General features: G+C 37.6%; 20 protein-coding genes. 18 read left to right on the plus strand and 2 right to left on the minus strand.

Features of this window, described 5'->3' with window-relative positions:
• Nucleotide 1 precedes the first annotated feature (1 nt).
• From LPC21_RS03810 to LPC21_RS03895, 18 genes are all read left to right on the plus strand, one after another.
• The gene (locus tag LPC21_RS03810) at nt 2-664 is read left to right on the plus strand and encodes a hypothetical protein (RefSeq protein ID WP_229318182.1); all 663 of its coding nucleotides are present in this window, start codon (nt 2-4) and stop codon (nt 662-664) included.
• A gap of 1 nt (nt 665) precedes the next feature.
• The gene (locus LPC21_RS03815; protein WP_229318183.1) at nt 666-2,534 is read left to right on the plus strand and encodes a LamG-like jellyroll fold domain-containing protein; all 1,869 of its coding nucleotides are present in this window, start codon (nt 666-668) and stop codon (nt 2,532-2,534) included.
• A 10-nt stretch (nt 2,535-2,544) separates the two neighbouring features.
• Nucleotides 2,545-3,141 (plus strand): hypothetical protein, encoded by a 597-nt coding sequence (locus tag LPC21_RS03820; protein ID WP_229318184.1) that lies wholly within the window; start codon nt 2,545-2,547, stop codon nt 3,139-3,141.
• A gap of 2 nt (nt 3,142-3,143) precedes the next feature.
• On the plus strand, nt 3,144-5,360 hold the full coding sequence (locus tag LPC21_RS03825; RefSeq protein ID WP_229318185.1) for a fibrinogen-like YCDxxxxGGGW domain-containing protein: 2,217 nt from the start codon (nt 3,144-3,146) through the stop codon (nt 5,358-5,360).
• Between the two features lie 13 nt (nt 5,361-5,373).
• Nucleotides 5,374-6,951, plus strand: a complete 1,578-nt coding sequence (locus LPC21_RS03830; RefSeq protein WP_229318186.1) for a hypothetical protein — start codon at nt 5,374-5,376, stop codon at nt 6,949-6,951.
• A 51-nt stretch (nt 6,952-7,002) separates the two neighbouring features.
• Nucleotides 7,003-8,133, plus strand: a complete 1,131-nt coding sequence (locus LPC21_RS03835; RefSeq protein WP_229318187.1) for a hypothetical protein — start codon at nt 7,003-7,005, stop codon at nt 8,131-8,133.
• 88 nt (nt 8,134-8,221) lie between these two features.
• Nucleotides 8,222-10,666, plus strand: coding sequence for a bifunctional UDP-N-acetylmuramoyl-tripeptide:D-alanyl-D-alanine ligase/alanine racemase (locus LPC21_RS03840; RefSeq protein ID WP_229318188.1), 2,445 nt, complete (start codon nt 8,222-8,224; stop codon nt 10,664-10,666).
• 10 nt (nt 10,667-10,676) lie between these two features.
• Complete coding sequence (gene mscL, locus LPC21_RS03845; protein WP_229318189.1) at nt 10,677-11,114, plus strand: large-conductance mechanosensitive channel protein MscL; 438 nt, start codon at nt 10,677-10,679, stop codon at nt 11,112-11,114.
• A 109-nt stretch (nt 11,115-11,223) separates the two neighbouring features.
• Nucleotides 11,224-12,213: an aspartate-semialdehyde dehydrogenase gene (locus LPC21_RS03850; RefSeq protein ID WP_229318190.1), complete on the plus strand. Its 990-nt coding sequence runs from the start codon at nt 11,224-11,226 to the stop codon at nt 12,211-12,213.
• A 94-nt stretch (nt 12,214-12,307) separates the two neighbouring features.
• On the plus strand, nt 12,308-12,655 hold the full coding sequence (locus LPC21_RS03855; RefSeq protein WP_229318191.1) for a hypothetical protein: 348 nt from the start codon (nt 12,308-12,310) through the stop codon (nt 12,653-12,655).
• 60 nt (nt 12,656-12,715) lie between these two features.
• Nucleotides 12,716-14,923, plus strand: a complete 2,208-nt coding sequence (locus LPC21_RS03860; RefSeq protein ID WP_229318192.1) for a TonB-dependent receptor — start codon at nt 12,716-12,718, stop codon at nt 14,921-14,923.
• A 146-nt stretch (nt 14,924-15,069) separates the two neighbouring features.
• Nucleotides 15,070-15,594, plus strand: a complete 525-nt coding sequence (locus LPC21_RS03865) for a nuclear transport factor 2 family protein (protein WP_229318193.1) — start codon at nt 15,070-15,072, stop codon at nt 15,592-15,594.
• Nucleotides 15,595-15,685: 91 nt separating this feature from the next.
• Nucleotides 15,686-16,360 (plus strand): tRNA (guanosine(46)-N7)-methyltransferase TrmB, encoded by a 675-nt coding sequence (trmB, locus tag LPC21_RS03870; protein WP_229318547.1) that lies wholly within the window; start codon nt 15,686-15,688, stop codon nt 16,358-16,360.
• 62 nt (nt 16,361-16,422) lie between these two features.
• Nucleotides 16,423-17,058: a LysE family transporter gene (locus LPC21_RS03875; RefSeq protein WP_229318194.1), complete on the plus strand. Its 636-nt coding sequence runs from the start codon at nt 16,423-16,425 to the stop codon at nt 17,056-17,058.
• Nucleotides 17,059-17,064: 6 nt separating this feature from the next.
• Entirely contained in the window at nt 17,065-17,397 is a 333-nt protein-coding gene (locus LPC21_RS03880; RefSeq protein WP_229318195.1) for an MGMT family protein, read from the plus strand.
• A 172-nt stretch (nt 17,398-17,569) separates the two neighbouring features.
• A complete protein-coding gene (locus tag LPC21_RS03885) occupies nt 17,570-18,697 on the plus strand; it encodes an Mrp/NBP35 family ATP-binding protein (protein ID WP_229318196.1) in 1,128 nt (375 codons plus the stop codon).
• A gap of 11 nt (nt 18,698-18,708) precedes the next feature.
• The gene (locus tag LPC21_RS03890; RefSeq protein ID WP_229318197.1) at nt 18,709-18,948 is read left to right on the plus strand and encodes a NifU family protein; all 240 of its coding nucleotides are present in this window, start codon (nt 18,709-18,711) and stop codon (nt 18,946-18,948) included.
• A 48-nt stretch (nt 18,949-18,996) separates the two neighbouring features.
• Nucleotides 18,997-19,314: a 2Fe-2S iron-sulfur cluster-binding protein gene (locus LPC21_RS03895; RefSeq protein WP_229318198.1), complete on the plus strand. Its 318-nt coding sequence runs from the start codon at nt 18,997-18,999 to the stop codon at nt 19,312-19,314.
• A gap of 28 nt (nt 19,315-19,342) precedes the next feature.
• Here LPC21_RS03895 and LPC21_RS03900 read toward each other — a convergent pair whose 3' ends face one another.
• Together LPC21_RS03900 and LPC21_RS03905 are read right to left on the minus strand one after the other, a co-directional pair.
• Nucleotides 19,343-20,065 (minus strand): SGNH/GDSL hydrolase family protein, encoded by a 723-nt coding sequence (locus LPC21_RS03900; protein WP_229318199.1) that lies wholly within the window; start codon nt 20,063-20,065, stop codon nt 19,343-19,345.
• A 58-nt stretch (nt 20,066-20,123) separates the two neighbouring features.
• Entirely contained in the window at nt 20,124-20,906 is a 783-nt protein-coding gene (locus tag LPC21_RS03905; protein WP_229318200.1) for a DUF3050 domain-containing protein, read from the minus strand.
• Nucleotides 20,907-20,919 lie beyond the last annotated feature (13 nt).

A 20,919-nucleotide genomic window follows, 5' to 3' on the forward strand; every position in this document is an offset into this window, starting at 1 on the left:
TATGAAAAAATTTTATTTGACATTTTTATTTATAAGCCTTGTAGCTACTGCCCAAACAGGCATTGGCACCACTACACCTAATGCTTCGGCAAAGCTTGAAATTGCTGCTACAGATAAGGGCTTGCTAATACCACGTATGACCAAAACACAGCGAGAGGCCATCACGCTTTCCTCTGCAGCCAACGGTTTAATGGTCTATCAAACGGATGATCTAGCGGGTTTTTATGTGAACACCAGTACAACAACCACTGTTTCTTGGACGCGCGTTAATAGTAATTGGACCCGTTCTGGAAACGATATTAGTTATACTTCAGGAAACGTTTCAACTACGGGAAATCTAACAGGTGGCAATACAAGCACCTCTACCATTTCGGGTTTTGGGGCTAATGTCGCTACTATTTCAGGAGCCTATAGTATAACCGCTTCCGATAATGGGAAAATTATTCAATCGACCAGTGCTTCAGCCTTAACGGTGACAATTCCTGCAGGTTTACCAACAGGATTTAATTGTACCATTGTACAAATGGGAGCGGGGCAAATTACCTTTTCGGGCACATATTTCAATAGGGGTGGATTTACCAAAACCGCCAGTCAATATGCGGTGGTTAGTATTATGCATTTAGGTAGCAATAGTATTATTGTAGCAGGAGAAATGAGTAATTAAAATGAGAAAAGCGCTAGTCATAGTATTGTTTTTGCAGTCCATTTTCCTTTGGGCTCAAATTACTTTGCCTATACAGCAATCCAATATTCCTAAAAATAATTTGGTAGTTAACTACGATTTTTCAAAAACAGCTAGTTTTACTCGTGGTAGCGGAACAGTCACTAATTTAGCGGGTACCGCTTCGGGCAATGGGACACTTTATAATGCCCCTATTTTCATGAATTCATTAGGATTAATTTCTTTTAATGGCTCCAATCAATATGTAGTAACTCCTAACATTAGAACTTATTTTAAATCAGTTAATACCAGTTTTCAAAAAAGCTTTACCATGAGTTTTTGGTTCTATCCTATTGCTTCAACTGGGGTATTGGTAAGCGAACTAGATTCGCAAACTCCTAGTGGTGGATGGCATGCTTCCAATATTGAAATGGTCAATGGATACTTAAAATACCGTATTTGGAACGGATCGATTGTTACGTCAACTTCAGCGGTCAATTTAAATCAATGGTACCATGTTGCCATGGTTTACGACGGAACTTCAGTGAAGGGATATTTAAACGGAGTTTTACAAGGGACTCAGGCTGGAGCAAGAGAAATTCCAACAACAAGTCAACATTATGCCATAGGTGCGGGAGAGACTACTAATATGGGCACAAGTGCCTATGGTAATTTTCATTTAGCCCAATTTAAAATGTTTAATTTACCCTTTACTGATTTCGATGTTGTACAGGAGTACGAATCCAGAAAAAGCGAATTTGATTATGCCATTCATAGCCCATCTACTAATTCAAATCCTAGCTATTGGAGTGTGTCTAGCGCATGGAATAGCGAGACTACCTTTAGCCAAGACCATTATACTCCATGGCTTAATAATTCAAGATTAGGTTGGGCTGCACTTTATAATGACGCCAACCAATGGATTACCTTAAATTATGACGAACCCACATATATAAAGGGTATTGTTACCCAGGGCAGAGCAAATAATGGAGGTCAATGGGTTAAAACAGCACATATAGAAACGAGTTTAACAGGATCAGCTCCTTGGTCAAGAGTGCAAACTAATGTTGCTTTGAACACTAACTCGACAGATGATGTAAGGATAAACTTTCCATCTCCTGTTTTTACCAAATTTGTCAGAGTCTTACCCACAGATTGGAATAATCATATCACTTTACGCATGGGATTGTTAGTAAAACCGAATACTTCCACTTCTGATAATCTGGTATTGCATTACAATCCTAGCATGACCGAAAGTTACCCTGGATCAGGAACTAGTTTAGTTGATTTATCTGGAAATGGATTAACGGGAACTATGAGTAATCTTAGCTATACCAACCCTGCTTTTACGTTTAATGGATCTACTTCACAGGTAAGTATTCCCGATAATGCAGCTTTAGAACCCGGAACAGGAAGTTGGACGATTGAAGTTTGGTTTAAAAATGTCGGTAGCTCCGGTACGGTTATTGGCAAATATAATAATGGGGGTAATTCAGCTAATATCTCGTATGCGTTGCGTTTGGTTGGATCCAATTTAATTCGAGCCGATTTTAGTAATGGAAGCACGGCTATTGTTACAGATAACTACACTTTTACTACCAATACTTGGATTCAAATGGTGTATATTTGGGATAAAACTAACAACAGTATTTATACGTATTCAAATGGGGTACTTAAGCAAACTAAAGCCATTTCTATTACTGGCGGGATATTAAACGCAACGACCAACTTATTTTTGGGCTCCTATAATGGGGGAGAATATTCCCAATATTTTAATGGTCAAATGGGTATTGTTAGGATATATAAAAAAGCACTAAACGCTACCGAGGTACTAACTAATTTTAATTCGAATAGAGCCTTATATGGTTTATAAATTTAAAACAATGAGAAACCTTTTTTATCTAGTAGTAATTATAGGACCTTTTTTAAATAGCACCGCTCAAACCGGTATTGGTACTACGACGCCTAATGCTTCGGCAAAATTAGACGTATCCGCTACTGACAGAGGATTTTTACCACCAAGAGTGGCATTAACAGCTACAAATGCCTTTTCTCCTATCACGGGTACGTCTTCGGCCGCAGCTGGACTATTAATTTATAATACCGCTACGGCAGGAACAGCTCCTACTAATGTTGTTCCGGGTTATTATTATTGGAATGGCACGGCTTGGATTCAAATTGCCCCCGGACTGATTATTGACACTAGCAAGACAGCAGGTTTCACCTTGGCTGCAACAGATAACAACAAAGTATTTTTAATTACTTCGGCAACCAATAGCACGGTTACCGTGCCGAGTAGCTTACCCGTTGGCTTTAGTTGTCAACTCATACAAGGGGGTCTAGGTACCATAACGGTTACAGGATCCAGTGTGACATTAAATTCGTCTAACGGATTTACTACAAGAGCCACCAATAGTGTAATTGGTTTAGTAATGACTACCACTACTACTGGATTTGTTTTTGGAGATAGTATTTTTTAGCCATGTGTAAACGAATATATATCCTATTTTTTATTTGTTTTTCGATAGTATCGAATGCGCAAATTATTCCACGCAATCTAGCTTTACGAAAACCACTGGGTATTAACACTCAACTATTTTCCTATACAGGAGCTATCCAACAATTTATTGTCCCTAATAGGGTGACTGCCATTCAGGTTAATGCCATTGGTGCATTGGGAGGAATTGGCGGGGGTGGACAGCCAGGAGGAGCAGGAGCGAATATCACCACTACCCTAAATGTAACACCGGGACAAGTGTTGTATATCGTTGTGGGAGGATTTCCTGGACAATCGGCTACGGCTAAATATGGTTTTGCCGGAAATGGAGGGAGTAACTCTAGTGGGACTGGCTATGGTGGAGCAGGAGGTGGATTATCAGGGGTGTTTACATCTAGTTCACCTGCTACTGCAAATGCATTGGTTGTTGCCGGAGGCGGTGGAGGCGGTAGTGGTTCAGGTGGTACAATAAATTATAATGGAGGAGCTGCCTTAAATTCAAATGGAACTACCGCTGCGAATGGTCAAGGATCTACGGCTTATCCTGTTTCTTCGAGATATCAATATGGGTATGGAGCTTCTACCACCTCAGTAGGTGTTGGGGGATATGCTTTTGATAATGCACCCGCTCAAAATGGCGCTGACGGAAATGGAATAAACGGTGGTGCTGGTGGAGATGGTACCATTTGGCAAGCAGCTGGCGGCGGCGGCGGCGGGTTTTATGGCGGCGGCGGTGGCGCTGGCGGTGGTGCAGCAAATGGTGGTGGAGGTGGTGGCTCAACCAAATCTGTTTCTGGAATTAATTCATTTGGAACGCCCAATACCACTTCTGATGGTAGTGTTTCCATTACTTGTTTTTCTAATTCAGGTTTGGTATTGCATTTAGACGCGGGCAATACTACTAGTTATAATGGTTCAGGAACTACTTGGAACGATTTGTCAGGAAATGGCTCCAATGTTACATTAACAAACACCACTTATAGTTCAGCAAACGGAGGTTCTATTGTATTCAATGGCACCACAAGTTATGCTGATTTTACTGCCAATATTGGAAATACCAATGTGGTTACTGTTGAGATGTGGGTAAAAACAAATTCATTAACTTCTCCAATTGGGATGTATTTTGGATTTGGATTATACGATGTATGGACGAGTGGCGGTAATATTGGCTATAATACTTCAGCAGGAGATTTGCAGGGTGTAAATAGTTCGCAAGTAGATTTTTTGGGGATAGTTGGTGGATGGAGGCATCTTGTTTTTGTGATGAATTCGGGGGCTAAAACCAATAATAAAATTTATGTCAATGGAGAAAGCCAGACAATGAGTCAAGTGTATGGAACATTTAATACCGCCAATGCAAATTTTAATTCAGGAGTGGGTAGAATTTCCAGTTGGCGCAATGACCTTAACTGGAGAATGAATATGCATGTGGCCAATTTTAAAATTTACAATCGTGAATTAACGCAACAAGAAATTACCAATAATTTCAATGCCAATAAATCGCGATTTTATGCTGAAAAAGACGGATTGAGTCCACAAACAGCCTCTACAAATGCCTACCAAATCAAACAGGATTATCCTAGTTCAACAGATGGATTTTATTGGATCAAAAACAGCAATATTAACGGAGGAGTTCCTTTTAGAATCTATGCTGATATGACTACTGATGGAGGTGGTTGGACTTTGATTTTGAAGAATTCATCCAATTCTGTTTGGACCTATGCTAATGCGATTGCATACAATTCTCAAATTCCCTTTACAACCAATTCAGAGGTAATAAGTACGGCAACTTCGAGTTATTCCATCATTGGTTGGGCTGATTATATTAAAAGAAGTGCTAGTGGTTTTCAATACATGATCGATGCGGGTAGTAGACGAAGTTTTGGAGGAATTTGGACTGCTAATGGCAGCTATAGTTTTGTGAAAACAGACAACACTCAAACGGATGTAACAATCAATACCAAATTTGGAAGCTGGAATTACAATACAGCAAATAATGGTATTTCACAAAGAATGCCATGGTATAGTAATACAACTGGTTCTGGAACTGGCTATATCACTTTGTCTTCCGGTACGGGAAACTGGTGGGGCACCATGGTTGCAAACAATCAATATTATTCGCCATCGCCTTGGCTTTCTGATGCGTCTGGTGGAACGTCTACGAATACAGATCCAGGAATTATATGGTATTGGGTACGATAAAAAGATGAAGAATATGAAAAAAATTGTAATGATAATAGTAATTACATGGGTACAATTGAACGCCCAAACGGGTATTGGCACTACGACACCTAATGCTTCGGCAAAACTAGAAGTCTATGCTACGAATAAAGGGTTTTTGCCACCACGAATAGCCTTAACCGGTACTTTAGACGCTGTAACAATTGCTTCTCCTGCAACGGGATTAGTAATTTATAATACTGTAACTGCCGGTACATCACCTAATAATGTGCTACCAGGATACTATTATTGGGATGGAGCCAAATGGAACGGTTTAGTAGATCAAGGGACCTTACAAAGCTTTAGTGGTTATGTTCCAAACTATGCGCAATCCAATGCAAGTTCAGTGACCAAAAGTGCCACAGGAGATATTGTGGTAAGTCAATCCATTACAACATCTGGAAGACCCGTTCAAATTATCGCAACAGGAGATGCTAATCCTGCATTAAGTGGAGCTTGGGTGCAATTACAACTATTTAGAGACAATACAGCTATTGGTAAAAAAGTGCAAGCAGAATCAAGCTCAAATAACGAAAACATCCCGTATTGTTTAAATTTTATCGACAATCCTACAACACCAGGAACGTATAATTATTCAGTTCGAATTGTTGGAGGTGGTGCTGGTGGTTTTGGATTTGGGGAATCTGATGGGAACCATATCACCTTGTTAGAACTAGGTGCCTGGAGTGCCGGAACCATGCCCGTTGCGAAAGGAGGAACCGGAAGTTCGAGTTATACTAACGGTTCTGTGCTGTTTAGTGATGGGACTAAAATTGATGAAAAAAACGCCCAATTATTTTGGGACAATACCAATAATCGATTAGGAATTGGAACAAGTTCACCCACTTCAAAATTAAATATTGCTGGTGGTGGGATTAAAATTGCATCCGGTTTGGGAAATTCATCTACTAGACCTAATTTGAATACCAGTACTATCGGAAATTATGAAATAAGAGGTGTTGGCGGAGGCTCCCCTCAAATTGATGGACAAGATGATGGATTTTTACGATTATCAGCAGGAGGAGGTACAAATGTAAATACACAAAGTTCTATCGATATAAGTGGTTACTCAACAGTTGCAGATATGAGTAGTACTATAGTGATGCGAACGGGTGGTTCTGAACGATTAAGAATTGATCCAAGTGGTAACGTAAATATTTCTGGAAAATTAAATATTGGTGATGCAACAGGAAATGTAGCCGTAAAAGCTGCAGGTTTTGTTAATGAAAGTGTGCCTGTTACGCTTGGAGATATACAAGTTCAAATGGCACCTAATGGATCAGCTAGAAGTTTGCAAATAAAAACAACAGGTACTGCATTTACAGCAATGGTTTCAGCCTACACCACTTACAATGGTGCTTCTGGGACAAATTCTTTTACCTATTTTTCGGATATTACCCAAAATATTAATACGGTTTTTGCGCACTTAGGTACAACCTGGGGCTTTGCTCAAAGTGGAGATGTTGCAAACTATTTTGTAAGAGATTCAACCAATTTGCGATTTTGGAGAATTACACTCATGGTCGGGCCCAGTTATTTTAATAACTTCATTTCTATTGAAAGATTATTATAATTCTTAGTAAGTTAGTTTAAATTTACAAATTGATTTTTGGTTAAATATTCTATGAAGCAGCTCATTATTTTATTTCTTTTATCGTTTTTTTCATTGATTGGGAAAGCCCAAACCGGTATTGGGACCACTACGCCTGATGCTTCGGCAAAGTTGGATGTGAGCGCTAGTAATAAAGGCTTTTTGCCACCTCGTGTCACTTTAACTAGTGGCACAGATACTGCTACTATACCCAGTCCAGCTACAGGATTATTGGTTTATAATACAGGGAATAATGTAGGTTTAGTGGCTGGCTATTATTACTGGAACGGAGCAAGCTGGGCAACCATTGCAACTGCTACAGGATCTGGGGTGAGTTCATCCTATATGCGAGGATCACGATCCACTGCTCAAACTACGGGGCTAAGTACAAATGGACTAGTGGTGTTTACCCAAGCAGATCAAGTAGCAGGACAAGACATTTCATTAAATACAACTACTGGCCAAATAACATTAGCGGCTGGAAGAACGTATCGTTTACAAGCTCAAGTGCCTTCATTTCAAACCTCTGCCTCAGATGCGAGACCACAATTTGGCTGGTATAATGAAACTACAGGAGCTTATGTAGGAAGTAGTGCCGCAGCTTATTCTGGAGCTAGTTCAGCAGGCTACGGTGCAACAGGGGGACTATCAGATGCTGTAATTACCACCAATACTCAAACTGTTGTATCTTATCGAATCATTCAAACCTTTAATACAAATCAATTGGGTGCTAACGGAGATTTCACGGCAACTGGATCATATCCTTGGTTTAATATTCAGGTAATCTCAGGAAATTTACCTGTTGACACCAATAAACTTTCCGGTCGGGTTACTGCTGGATCTTTTTTAACTTTTGAAAATTTAAAATTTTCAGTAACAACATCAGAACCTAGAGGCCTTTCTATAGCAACGGTCTCAGGTACAGTAAATTTTTATGTTGAGGGTAGGTACAATAACGGTGGAGTTAATGGATCTAGAACAAATTCAACTGTATCGTATACGACAACTCCCAGTGGCTCTCCATTTGGATGGAGCTTTCTTTCATCGGGAGATACTATTGTGTATCATTTAACAGATGCAGATAATAGTAGAATGTATCGAGTTACTTTAATCATAATGCCCTCGTATATCAATAATTTTATCACTATTGAACGACTTTATTAAAATGTACCCTTTCATCTCTTGTATTTAAAAAGAAACACTATTTTTGATCAACAAAATATTAAATTGAGCATACACGCTTTTTGAATACATGAACATATCCATCCAAAATAGCATTACACAATTAGGCGCTGAATTTGTTGGGAGTACAAATGAAGCTACTATCGACGCGGTAGCCATTGACAGCCGCTCCTTGCAAAACAGCGCGACTACTTTGTTTTTTGCTTTGGTGGGACCTAATAATGATGCGCATTCGTACATTAAAGATGTCATTGAGAAAGGGGTACAGTATTTTGTGGTAACCCATATTCCCAGAGGTTGTGAAGGCAAAGCCAATTTTCTGATTGTCAACAACACCTTAGTTGCCTTGCAACAATTTGCAGCCTATTATCGTTCTTTATTTGATTTTCCTGTCATTGGAATCACCGGGAGTAATGGCAAAACCATCGTAAAAGAATGGCTTAATTTTGTATTGAGTCCAGAGTATAATATCATTCGAAGCCCCAAAAGTTACAATTCGCAAGTGGGCGTTCCCTTATCAGTAATTGGTATTAATGAACAACACAATTTTGGCATTTTCGAAGCCGGAATTTCTACTATTGCCGAAATGGAAAAATTAGAAGCCATCATTCGCCCAACAATAGGTGTGTTAACGAATATAGGTTCGGCTCATGATGAAGGATTTGCCTCTACCGAAGAAAAAATAAAAGAAAAACTACGTCTTTTTGATCGTTCTCAAATTTTGATTTACGAGAAAAATAACGCAATAGATGCGCTGATTCCATCAACTATAGCTACATTTTCTTGGAGCTGTACTCATACTGATGCCGATGTTTTTGTAACCAAAACAAGAAATGCTTCCAACACGATTTTAAGTGTTCGTCAAGCGAAGGGATCTTTTGAAGTTAGTATTCCATTTCTGGATGAAGCGTCCCTAGAAAATGCGATTTCGTGTTTGCTGGTGTTGTTGTATTTGAATTATGATGTGGCTACTATTCAAACCAGAATGGCATTGTTATATCCAGTCGAAATGCGATTGCAACTAAAGAACGGAATTAACAATTGTAGCTTAATTGACGACAGTTATAGTGCCGATTTTCAGTCGTTGAAAATCGCCCTAGATTTTTTAGAAAGCCAAAAGCATTCGGCTAAAAAAACAGTAATTCTATCCGATATTTTTCAAAGTGGGTTGCCCAATTCCGAATTGTATTCCAGAGTAGGACAATTAATTGTGGCCAATAAAATCAGTCGGGTAATTGGCATAGGCGAAACGATTTCTCAGTTCCAAAATCAATTTGAAAACTGCATTACGTTTAAAAACACAGCGGAGTTTTTAGCACAACTAGACCAATTGAATTTTGAAAATGAAACGCTATTAATCAAAGGAGCGCGTAGTTTTCAATTTGAAAAAATTGTAGCGGCTTTGGAAGAGAAAACGCATGAAACCGTTTTAGAAATCAATCTAAATGCCATTAGTCACAACCTGAATTTTTACAAATCCAAATTGCAGCCCACCACTAAAATGATGGTGATGGTAAAAGCTTTTGGCTACGGGAATGGGGGTTTTGAAATTGCTAAATTATTAGAATACCATCAAGTTGATTATTTGGGAGTTGCCTTCGCCGATGAAGGGATTAGCTTAAAAAATGCTGGAATTCAATTGCCTATAATGGTGTTGAATCCAGAGTCAACGAGTTTTTCTGCGATTATTCAACACGAATTAGAACCCGAAATTTACAGTCTAAAAGGATTGAAAGCCTTTCTTAAAATAGCAGAGCAGCACAATTTGCATCAGTATCCAATTCACATCAAATTAGATACAGGCATGCACCGATTGGGCTTTGAAGCCGAGAATATTCAAGAGTTAATTCATACCTTACAAGAGAATCAACGTGTTGTGGTAAAAAGTGTTTTGTCGCATATGGCCACAAGCGATGCCGAAGAGCACAAAGCATTTTCACTATCTCAGATCCGTTTGTTTGAAGAACTGTCAAGTCAATTAATTCGGGAATTAAACATTAGACCCATTCGTCATATTTTGAATACTTCGGGTATTAGTAATTTCCCTCAAGGGCAATACGATATGGTGCGTTTGGGAATTGGATTGTATGGAGTTTCGAATGATAGAGAAGAACAAAAATACTTGGAAAATGTCAGTACGCTAAAATCGGTTATATCCCAAATCAGAACTATTCCTGCCGGAGATAGCGTGGGTTACGGTCGCCGATTTGTGGCTGAAAAACCAACCCGAGTGGCGACTATCCCAATTGGCTATGCTGATGGGATTGCCCGTTTGTGGGGCAATGGCGTGGGTTATGTCACAATACATAATGAAAAAGCAATACTTCTAGGAAGTGTTTGTATGGATATGTTAATGGTGGATGTTACAGAAATTGAATGTACCGAAGGAGATGCTGTGATTGTTTTTGGCGAAAGCCCAACGGTGATGGAAATGGCCCAAAAAACACAGACCATTCCGTATGAGATTTTGACGAGTATATCACAACGCGTAAAACGAGTTTTTTACCGAGAATAAATAAGTAAGTATGGGATTTTTTACAGATTTTAAAGCCTTTTTAATGAAAGGTGAAATAGTCAACTTAGCCACGGCGGTGATTGTAGGGGGTGCATTTGGAAAAATAGTAACCTCATTTACCAATGATGTGTTGATGCCACCCATTGGATTACTTTTGGGAAAAGTGGACTTTAAAAATCTAAAATTAGTGCTCCAAGACGGTGTTCCTGCCGTTGTTGAAAATGGAGTTCAAAAATCAAAAGCGGTGGCCGAAGTTACTTTAAATTACGGCGCTTTTATTCAAACCATTTTTGATTTTGTGATCATTGGGTTCTGTATTTTTATCGTTTTGAAAGCCTATGAGAAAGCGCAACAAAAAATCAAAAAAGAAGACGAACCTAAAGTAACGACCGGTCCAACACAAGAACAATTGCTTGCTGAAATTCGGGATTTGTTGAAAAAAAAATAACAATGTTATAAATTTAACAATTTGTTATTTTTTGTGAACGCCCTTGTTTCGAGAATAGTATTGGTTACTTTTGCCAAAAAATAGTACAATTCAATAATACAAATATACAATGAGAATAGCAGTAGTAGGTGCTACCGGAATGGTAGGCGAAATAATGTTAAAAGTATTAGCAGAAAGAAATTTTCCGGTAACTGAATTAATTCCTGTAGCTTCTGAGAAATCAGTGGGTAAAGAAATTGAATTTGGAGGAAAAAAACACAAAGTGGTTGGCATGCAAACGGCTGTCGATATGAAAGCCGACATTGCTTTGTTTTCTGCAGGTGGTGGCACTTCGTTAGAATGGGCTCCTAAATTTGCAGCAGCTGGGACTACAGTAATTGATAATTCTTCAGCTTGGAGAATGGATCCTACTAAGAAATTAGTTGTACCTGAAATCAACGCGGGAGAACTAACTGCAGCTGATAAAATTATTGCTAATCCGAATTGTTCTACCATTCAAATGGTATTGGCTTTGGCCCCTTTGCACAAAAAATACAACATCAAACGTATTATCGTTTCTACGTACCAATCTATTACAGGAACAGGAGTAAAAGCAGTACAACAGTTTGAAAACGAATGTGCTGGTATCGAAGGAGACATGGTGTACAAATACAAAATCAACCGAAACTGTATTCCACAATGTGATAGTTTTGAAGACAATGGTTACACTAAAGAAGAGATGAAGTTAGTTAACGAAACGAAAAAAATCTTAAGTGATAATAGTATTGCGGTAACAGCAACTGCGGTTCGTGTTCCTGTTGTAGGAGGACATAGTGAGGCTTTGAATGTAGAGTTTACCAATGATTTTGATGTGAATGATGTTCGTACTATTTTAAGTCAAACAGACGGAGTAGTAGTACAAGATAATTTAGATACGTTTACCTACCCAATGCCACGATATGCTGAAGGTAAAAATGAAGTTTTTGTAGGTAGAATTCGTCGTGACGAAAGCCAAGCGAATACCTTAAACATGTGGGTAGTAGCCGATAACTTGAGAAAAGGAGCGGCGACTAATACGATTCAAATTGCTGAATATTTAATTGCAGCCAAATTGGTGTAAGTAGTTCAGTAACACCTAATGTAACCATTTACGATTTATATTTTTCTAAATTGTAAATGGTTTTTCTTTTTTGGTTTCCATATATTTGTGTCCAATGAAACTAAAACAACTATTGATACGATTTTTCTTTGCGCTAGTCCTACTAGGATCACTAGCCCTACAATCGTTTCATGGATTGGAGCATTTAGAAAAACAATTTGCAGAAAAAGCATGTGCGCACAAACAACTTAATTCTTCTGAATTAACCCACCAACACAAAGGCTTTGAGCAGTGTTTGGTTTGTGCTATTTCGTTTCAAAGCGGAATTGTATCTGAACAGTTTCAGTTTCAAATAGCCACTACTCCAGAAGTAGTTGCGCCTTACTTTTTTAACTTTCCTAGGGTTATTTCCTTTTCTGGAAGTTCCTATTCGTTGCGCGGACCCCCGCATTATAATGTTTAAAATCGAATGATTCATCGGTTCTATAGTAGAACACGATTCTTTTAACATTATATCAATATCATGAAAAAATTAATTGTTGCTTTGGTAGTAAGTTGTACTGCCTTAATACAAGCACAAAATACAGTTTCAGGAAGGATTACTGACACTAATAACAAAGCGCTTTCGGGTGTTTCCATCTATATTCAAGAACTACAAAAGGGAACCACTTCACAAGCTGACGGAACCTATAATTTATCGAATTTACCTAAGGGTACTGTTAGGATTTCCTTCGCTTTAGTGGGATTTGGAACACAGTATAAAACGGTTTCAGAGATTCAAAAACAAAACACTATAAACATTCAGTTGGCACCTTCCGTTTTTGAAATGGATGAAGTTATTGTTTCCACTGCGTTTAACAAATTACAATCGCAAAATGTGATGAAAGTCGCACACGAAACCATGAAAAATTTGTCTCGAAAAGGAACGTCAACTTTAATCGAAGGATTGGCAACTATTCCGGGAGTTTCCCAAGTTTCTACAGGGGCTTCTATTGGAAAGCCAGTGATTCGTGGGTTGAGTGGTAATCGCGTATTGGTGTATTCGCAAGGTGTTCGAGTTGAAAACCAACAATTTGGCGACGAACATGGTTTAGGATTGAACGATGCTGGAGTAGAAAGTGTTGAGGTAATCAAAGGACCCGCTTCCTTATTGTACGGCTCAGATGCTTTGGGAGGGGTGTTGTATTTTAACCCAGAGAAATTTGCCAATGCCAATACATATAAAGTCAATTTTAGTCAAAAATTGTTTGCCAATACTTTAGGGAGTAATTCTTCTTTGGGCCTAAAAACAACTTCCGATAATTGGAAATTCTTGGCAAGAGGAACAATGAATACCCATTCGGATTATACTACAGCAGATGGTGAACGGGTGACCAATACACGCTACCAAGAAAAAGATTTTAAAACTGGAATTGGCTATAGTGACGCTTCTTTTTCTTCGGTATTGCGATACAACTTCAACGATCTTACTTTAGGAATTCCAGAAGAAGGGATCGCTGAGCAAAGTCAAAGCAAAAGTGTTTTGTATCCAAAACAGGCGGTTTCCAATCATTTAGTAAGTTTAAATTCGAGTCTCTTTTTCAATTCTTCAAAACTGGATTTGGACTTGGGTTTTATTTCAAATGACAGGTCTGAGTTTGAAGACAGTGAAGTAGCTGTTTTGAAAATGAAGTTGAATACCTTCAATTATAATGCGAAGTATTATTTACCTTCTTCAACAAAAATGCAGACCATTTTGGGAGTTCAAGGGATGCATCAAACCAATGAAAATTCAGGAGAAGAGTACTTAATTCCTGATGCGGTTACCCAAGATTTTGGAGTCTTTGGAACCACCAACTACGAATGGAACTCCAACGTGATCCAAGCCGGTTTGCGTTTTGATACCAGAAATTTGACTTCAGAAGCTAACGGGATTCTTGGTGAAGAAGGGTCTTTTGAAGCCTTGAAAAAATCCTACACAAGTTGGAACGCCTCTTTAGGTTATAAAACTAATTTGAATGACGCCTTCATTTTTAGATTCAATCTAGCGTCTGGATTTAGGGCGCCCAACTTAGCCGAATTGTCTTCCAATGGTGTTCACGAAGGTACCAATCGTTATGAAGTGGGGAATGCCAATTTGAAAACAGAACAAAACTTTCAAACGGATTTGAATTTGGAATACAAAACAGATCATTTAGAGTTTTTCGTTAATGGCTTCTACAATCACATCAATGATTTTATCTATATCAACCCTAGTGGAGAATCAATTGATGACAATGAAGTTTTCAATTATGTTCAAAATAATGCGGCTCTTTTTGGAGGTGAAATAGGCTTGCATTTTCACCCTCATCCGTTGGATTGGTTGCATTTAGAAACCAGTTTTGAAACAGTTACAGGCAAAAAACAAAACGGAGATTATTTGCCATTAATTCCAGCTAATAATTGGAACAATACATTGCGCACTGAATGGAAGGATACAGATTGGCTTAAAGAAGGTTTCGCAACGATTAGTTTAGTGTCTACCTTTAACCAAAATAAAATCAGTGGCTTCGAAACCAGAACAGCAGGTTACAGCATTTTGAATTTAGGAATTGGTGGAACATTGCATCTTGGCAAAACCAAAATGGAGGTGAACCTTAATGGAAACAACATTACCGATAAAAAATATACCGCCCATTTATCACGACTTAAAACAGATGGTATTTCCAATATGGGAAGAAATTGGGTTGTAGGTTTGAACTTCAATTTATAATTATCTAAGCTTCTAATCATCCCATGGTTGGAAGCTTTTTTTAAATGTTCAACAAAAAAATTAATCTTGAGATTCTGTATATTTACCAATGATAATCTAGTAAAATTAGGAATACAACTTTCCTCTTAAATAAAATTTTAATGCTTATGAAAAAGATCGAAATTTTGAAAAATAAATTGGCAATCACTTTTGGAACACTATTTATAGTGATTTCAAGTTTTGCTCAATCATCGAATGCAGAAAAAATAATTAATGAAACTATAAATACTTGGCACAAAGCAGCTTCTGAAGCTAATTTCAAATCGTATTTTGAATTAATGACTGAGGACGCTGTATTTATTGGCACTGATGCTAATGAATATTGGAATAAACAAGAATTTCAAAACTATGCTAAACCTCATTTTGACAAAGGAAAAGCTTGGTCTTTTACAGCTTTGGAACGACATGTCTATTTTGATGCTAGTGGAAATACCGCATGGTTTGACGAGTTATTGAATACCCAAATGAAAATTTGTAGGGGTTCGGGAGTCTTAGTTAAAGTTGGGAAACAATGGAAAATCAAGCACTATGTTTTGTCTATGACTATTCCAAATGATTCAAGCAAAGCGGTAATTGCAATCAAAGCGCCAATTGAGGAAGTGCTAATTCAAAATCGAAAGTCCAAAATGTAAAGCTACTTGGGTTTATTTTCTCCTAGATATTTCAAGCTAGTCTACTTTTGTCGTATATATTTCCTTAATTTTGCTGAAAATTTTAAAGAAAGTGGGAAGCAAAAATAAATTAAAGAGGTTCAAAGAAAACGAAACGTTCACAAATGTTTTTCAACCAACACGAGAAGAGGTAGTAGGAAATTTATTCCCATTGAGAGGAAAATGGAATGCTGATTTTTTTAAAAATGACAATCCAATTGTGTTAGAATTGGGCTGTGGTAAAGGAGAATATTCTGTAGGTTTAGCGGAACGATATCCGAATAAAAATTTTATTGGAATCGATATTAAGGGAGCTCGTTTTTGGCGTGGTGCCAAAACTGCTGTAGAAACAGGCATGCATAATGTGGCTTTCGTTCGTACTCAAATTGAATTAATCAATCATATTTTTGCTGAAAATGAAGTAGACGAAATCTGGATCACATTTCCCGATCCGCAAATTAAATACAAGCGTACGAAGCATCGTATGACCAATTCCCAATTTTTGCAATTGTATAAAAAAATATTGAAGAAAGAAGGGGTCATGAACTTGAAAACAGATAGCGAATTTATGCACGGCTATACCCTAGGACTCTTGCATGGGGAAGGACACGAAGTAGTCTATTCCAATCATAATGTATATAGAAATGAAGGAAGTCCGGAAGAGGTCACTGCATTTCAAACTTTTTATGAAAAACAATATTTAGAAATAAACAAAGCAATTACGTATATTAGATTTAAAATTAAATAGTGTCGTTTCGGTTTCAGTAATTGAAGTAAAAGCAACACATTGGTACTGAAACAAAGCACTATATGACTACAATTTCCGCATTATTTTTTGGGTTCATCAGTGCCGTTATCGGAATTTTTCCTCCTGGATTAATCAATATGACGGCAGCTAAAGTCAAAATAAAAGAAGGAAAACGCGCTGCTGTATGGTTTGTTATAGGTGCGGTGCTTATAATAATTATACAAGTTTATCTCGCTATTCTATTTGCTCAATTTATTGGCGAACACCCACAAGTAGTTGTATTACTTAGAGAAATTGGCTGTGGTATTTTTACACTTTTAACCGTCTATTTTTTAGCTATTGCCAAAACCCCTCAAAAAATCAAAGGAAAAATAAAAAAACAACGAACCTCCACCCGTTTTTTTTTAGGGATGTTATTGTCGGCTTTGAATTTCTTTCCAATTCCGTATTATGTACTAGTTAGTTTGTCGTTAGCCTCTTTTGGCTTTTTCGTTTTTGAACCACTCTCCATTTTCATATTTGTTCTAGGAGCCGTATTGGGTTCTTTTTTAGTTTTTTACACTTATATATCGTTTTTTACTAAGATTGAAAATAAAACCGATTTTTTTATGAAAAACATGAATAAAATTATCGGAAGTATTACGGGCATAATTGCTGTAGTTACCCTATTCAATATTATTAATTACTATTGGAATTAATTGAGTATGACCCATCCAAACGATAATTTTTTTGAGCGTGTTTACAGCATCGTCAGACAAATTCCTTATGGTAAAGTGACTTCCTATGGCGCTATCGCCAAGGCTTTGGGTACTGCTCGATCGGCAAGAATGGTAGGCTGGGCCATGAATGCGTCCCATCATTTAGAAGACGTCCCTGCGCACAGAGTTGTCAATAGAAAAGGGTTGTTGACAGGCAAGTTACACTTTGACGGAACGAATTTGATGCAACAATTGTTAGAAAATGAAGGCATTCAAGTTCGAGACAACCAAATTGTCGATTTTGATACGCATTTCTGGGAACCAGAGATGCCAAAATAACTTCCATTTTTTCTTTTGATTCAAATAATAAGTGTTGATTTTAGTATCAATAAATCCAATTTAAAAGGGGTAAAATAAGAATAGAATCTGTTATATTTGCAATTCATATTCAGTTTAAATAAATGAAACTTTTTCATTGGTTTTAAACGTCAAATCCGTAGTACTACATAAAATGAAATTAGATAGAAAAGAAATTCTTAAAGCCTTAGAAACGATTTCTATTGCTGGAGAAGGGAAAAATATGGTCGAGAGTGGAGCGGTTGCTAATGTAATCACTTTTGGAGATGAGGTAGTAGTTGATCTAGTGTTGCATACACCAGCGATGCACATCAAAAAAAGAGCTGAAGACGATATTAAAAAAACGATTCATGAATTAGTTTCGCCAGAAGCTAAAGTGAAAGTAAATACTAAGGTGGAAGTGGCAGATAAACCTGAAATTAAAGGGAAAGCTATTCCAGGAATTAAAAATATTATTGCGGTAGCCTCTGGTAAAGGGGGTGTAGGTAAATCTACTACTACAGCTAATTTAGCTGTGTCTTTAGCAAGAATGGGTTTTTCAGTTGGAGTTTTAGATGCCGATATTTATGGACCTTCTATGCCGATCATGTTTGATGTAGAAAACGAGAAACCGATTTCTATTGAAGTCGATGGCAAATCTAAAATGAAACCTATCGAGAGTTACGAAATAAAAATTTTGTCAATAGGATTTTTCACTTCACCAAGCCAAGCAGTTATTTGGCGCGGGCCAATGGCCGCCAAAGCATTGAACCAAATGATTTTTGATGCCGATTGGGGCGAACTGGATTTTTTATTAATTGATTTACCTCCAGGAACCGGCGATATTCATCTTTCAATTATGCAATCTTTGCCTATTACAGGAGCAGTTGTGGTAAGTACACCTCAAGCGGTAGCTTTGGCCGATGCCAAAAAAGGAGTAGCGATGTTCTTATCCGAAGCGATTAACGTACCTGTTTTAGGAATTATAGAAAACATGGCTTACTTTACTCCTGAGGAATTACCAAATAATAAATACTATATTTTTGGACAAGAAGGTGCTAAAAACTTAGCGACTGATTTGAATGTGCCTTTCCTAGGCGAAGTGCCAATCGTTCAATCTATTCGCGAAGCGGGAGATTACGGTCGACCAGCTGCCATGCAAGAAGGTTCGGTTATTGAATCAGTTTTCCAAGAAATTACTCGTAATGTAGTACAACAAACGGTGGCTAGAAATGAAAGTTTACCAGCAACAGAAGCCATAAAAATTACTACTATGGCTGGTTGTTCAGCAGTTAAAAAATAATTTTTAAAAATATGACAACAGAAGAAGTATTGGCTAATGTGCTAAAAGCCTTAGAAGAAATTAGACCGTTTTTGAATTCGGATGGTGGCGATATTTCATTAGTCGAAATTGAAGACGATAAGCATGTCAAAGTTCGTTTGGAAGGCGCATGTACAAGTTGTAGTGTCAACCAAATGACTTTAAAGGCAGGAGTTGAAACTACAATCAAAAAATACGTTCCGCAAATAGAAACCGTAGTAAACGTGCTTTAATTAACTTTACTAAATACACACACAACTAAACAAGAGAATAAATACAAAATGGACGTTTTAATAAAGATCAAAGATAGAGAAGGAGTCGTACATGAATTACAGGCGCCCACCGATATGGCAATGAATATCATGGAATTATGTAAAGCCTATGAGCTTCCGGTGGAAGGGACTTGTGGTGGAATGGCCATGTGTGCTTCTTGTCAATGTTATGTATTAAACGATGTGCCTTTGCCAGAAAAAGGCGATGATGAAGAGGCGATGCTGTCGGAAGCATTTTATGTAAAATCCAATAGCCGTTTGGGTTGTCAAATCCCAATCACCGAAGAATTAGAAGGATTGGAGTTGGAATTGGCTCCAGAAAATTAAATAAACGCCCTGTCATTTGATGGGGCTTTTATTTTTGAACCACTTCACTTGCTTTGGGAGCTATTCTATCTACAAATAAAGAATAAGCCTTTTCTGATGGATGAAGTCCATCGGTAGCCACTAAATCGGGTTCTGTTAATCCTAGTCTAGTGATGTCGGTGATGTTTATGAAAGTAACGCCATTGGTTTCACAATAATTTTTGGCAAATGCATTATAACGATCAATTTCTGTTGAAGTTTTGGAGGGATTTCCAAATTGTTGGCCAAATGAAGAATATGCATAATCAGGAATAGAAACAACAATAACATTGTTTTTATCCCCTTTGGCTAATGTGATTGCTGTTTGAACTAATTGCGGGAACTCACTTCCATAAATACTGAATTCCTTATTTTGGAATTGATTATTCACTCCAATAAGTAAAGTCACCAATTTATAATCAGGTGTTGGTTGCTGTTCTTTAATTGCTTGGATTAAATTAGAAGTCGTCCATCCTGTTTGTGCAATGATTTTTAAATCTACCGATAAATTAGGGATAGTGGATTCAAGTTTTTTCTTTAATTGTTCGGGAAAACGACAGGTAACACAAACACTTTGTCCAATGGTATAACTATCTCCGAGGGCAATGTAAGAAACTTTCTTACTTACAGGTTGAGGCAGAGGTTGAGGAGCAACTACTGGTTTAATTTCGGCTATGGAAACAAAATTTGTGTTTTCGCTAGAACATTGGTTAAAAAAAAACACTACAACCATCAAAACGAATAGGTGTAGTGCAGTCTTTATATGTATTGAAAAGTTGGCCATTACTTGTTTAGGCAATTTCCATTGTCAAACTCAGTTGTTCTTCAATTGCATCCCAAAGGCCAATGCGTTTTTCCAATGCGGCTATTGAAATTTGCTCTACTTCACTCCATTTTTTGGTGTCGTTTCCACATAATTCGGTAATCATTCCCATAGCCATTGGACCGTGTTCATCGGCATCTAATTCAATATGTCGTTCGAAATAGTAGATTAGTTTTTTCAAGTCGGTTTCAGGGAAATTGGCTTGAAAATTTTTCAAAATGGCGGTAAACATACTCGGAATCAAATCTTCTCTTCCAAAGGTAAATGCGGCTGCAATTTCGTGTGCTTTTCCTTCTTCAATTACTCTAAAAGTAAAATCTAAAAAGGCTTTGATATTCGGATGTAAATCACTGGTTTTAATGGCAACAAAAATATTGTTAAGCGAACTTAAATTGGCTAAAAAAGCTTCAATTTCATTGGTATTAGCGCCACAATCTTGCATAGCCTCAAGGTACATTTCAAAATGACTTTGGCGACGGCCGTCTAAAGTCAAATCGCTTTCTTCAGCTACAACAATTTCATTAATTAAATAACGCGTTTGTGTATTGGCTGTTGGAAACCAAGGCGTAGTGGTGCAAGTTAATTTAGACTGCAATGCTTTCAATAAAGACATAAAATCCCAAACCGCATAGACATGACTTTCTAAAAAACGGTGTAAGTCTTCAATGGTTTGAACTTTATTGTATAAAGGGTGTTGTAATAAGGCCTCTTTTTGAGTTTGAATACTATTGTTGATTGTATCGATAGTCATTTTTTCAAATTTT

This window comes from Flavobacterium ammoniigenes, assembly GCF_020886055.1.
Classification (GTDB): Bacteria; Bacteroidota; Bacteroidia; order Flavobacteriales; family Flavobacteriaceae; genus Flavobacterium; species Flavobacterium ammoniigenes.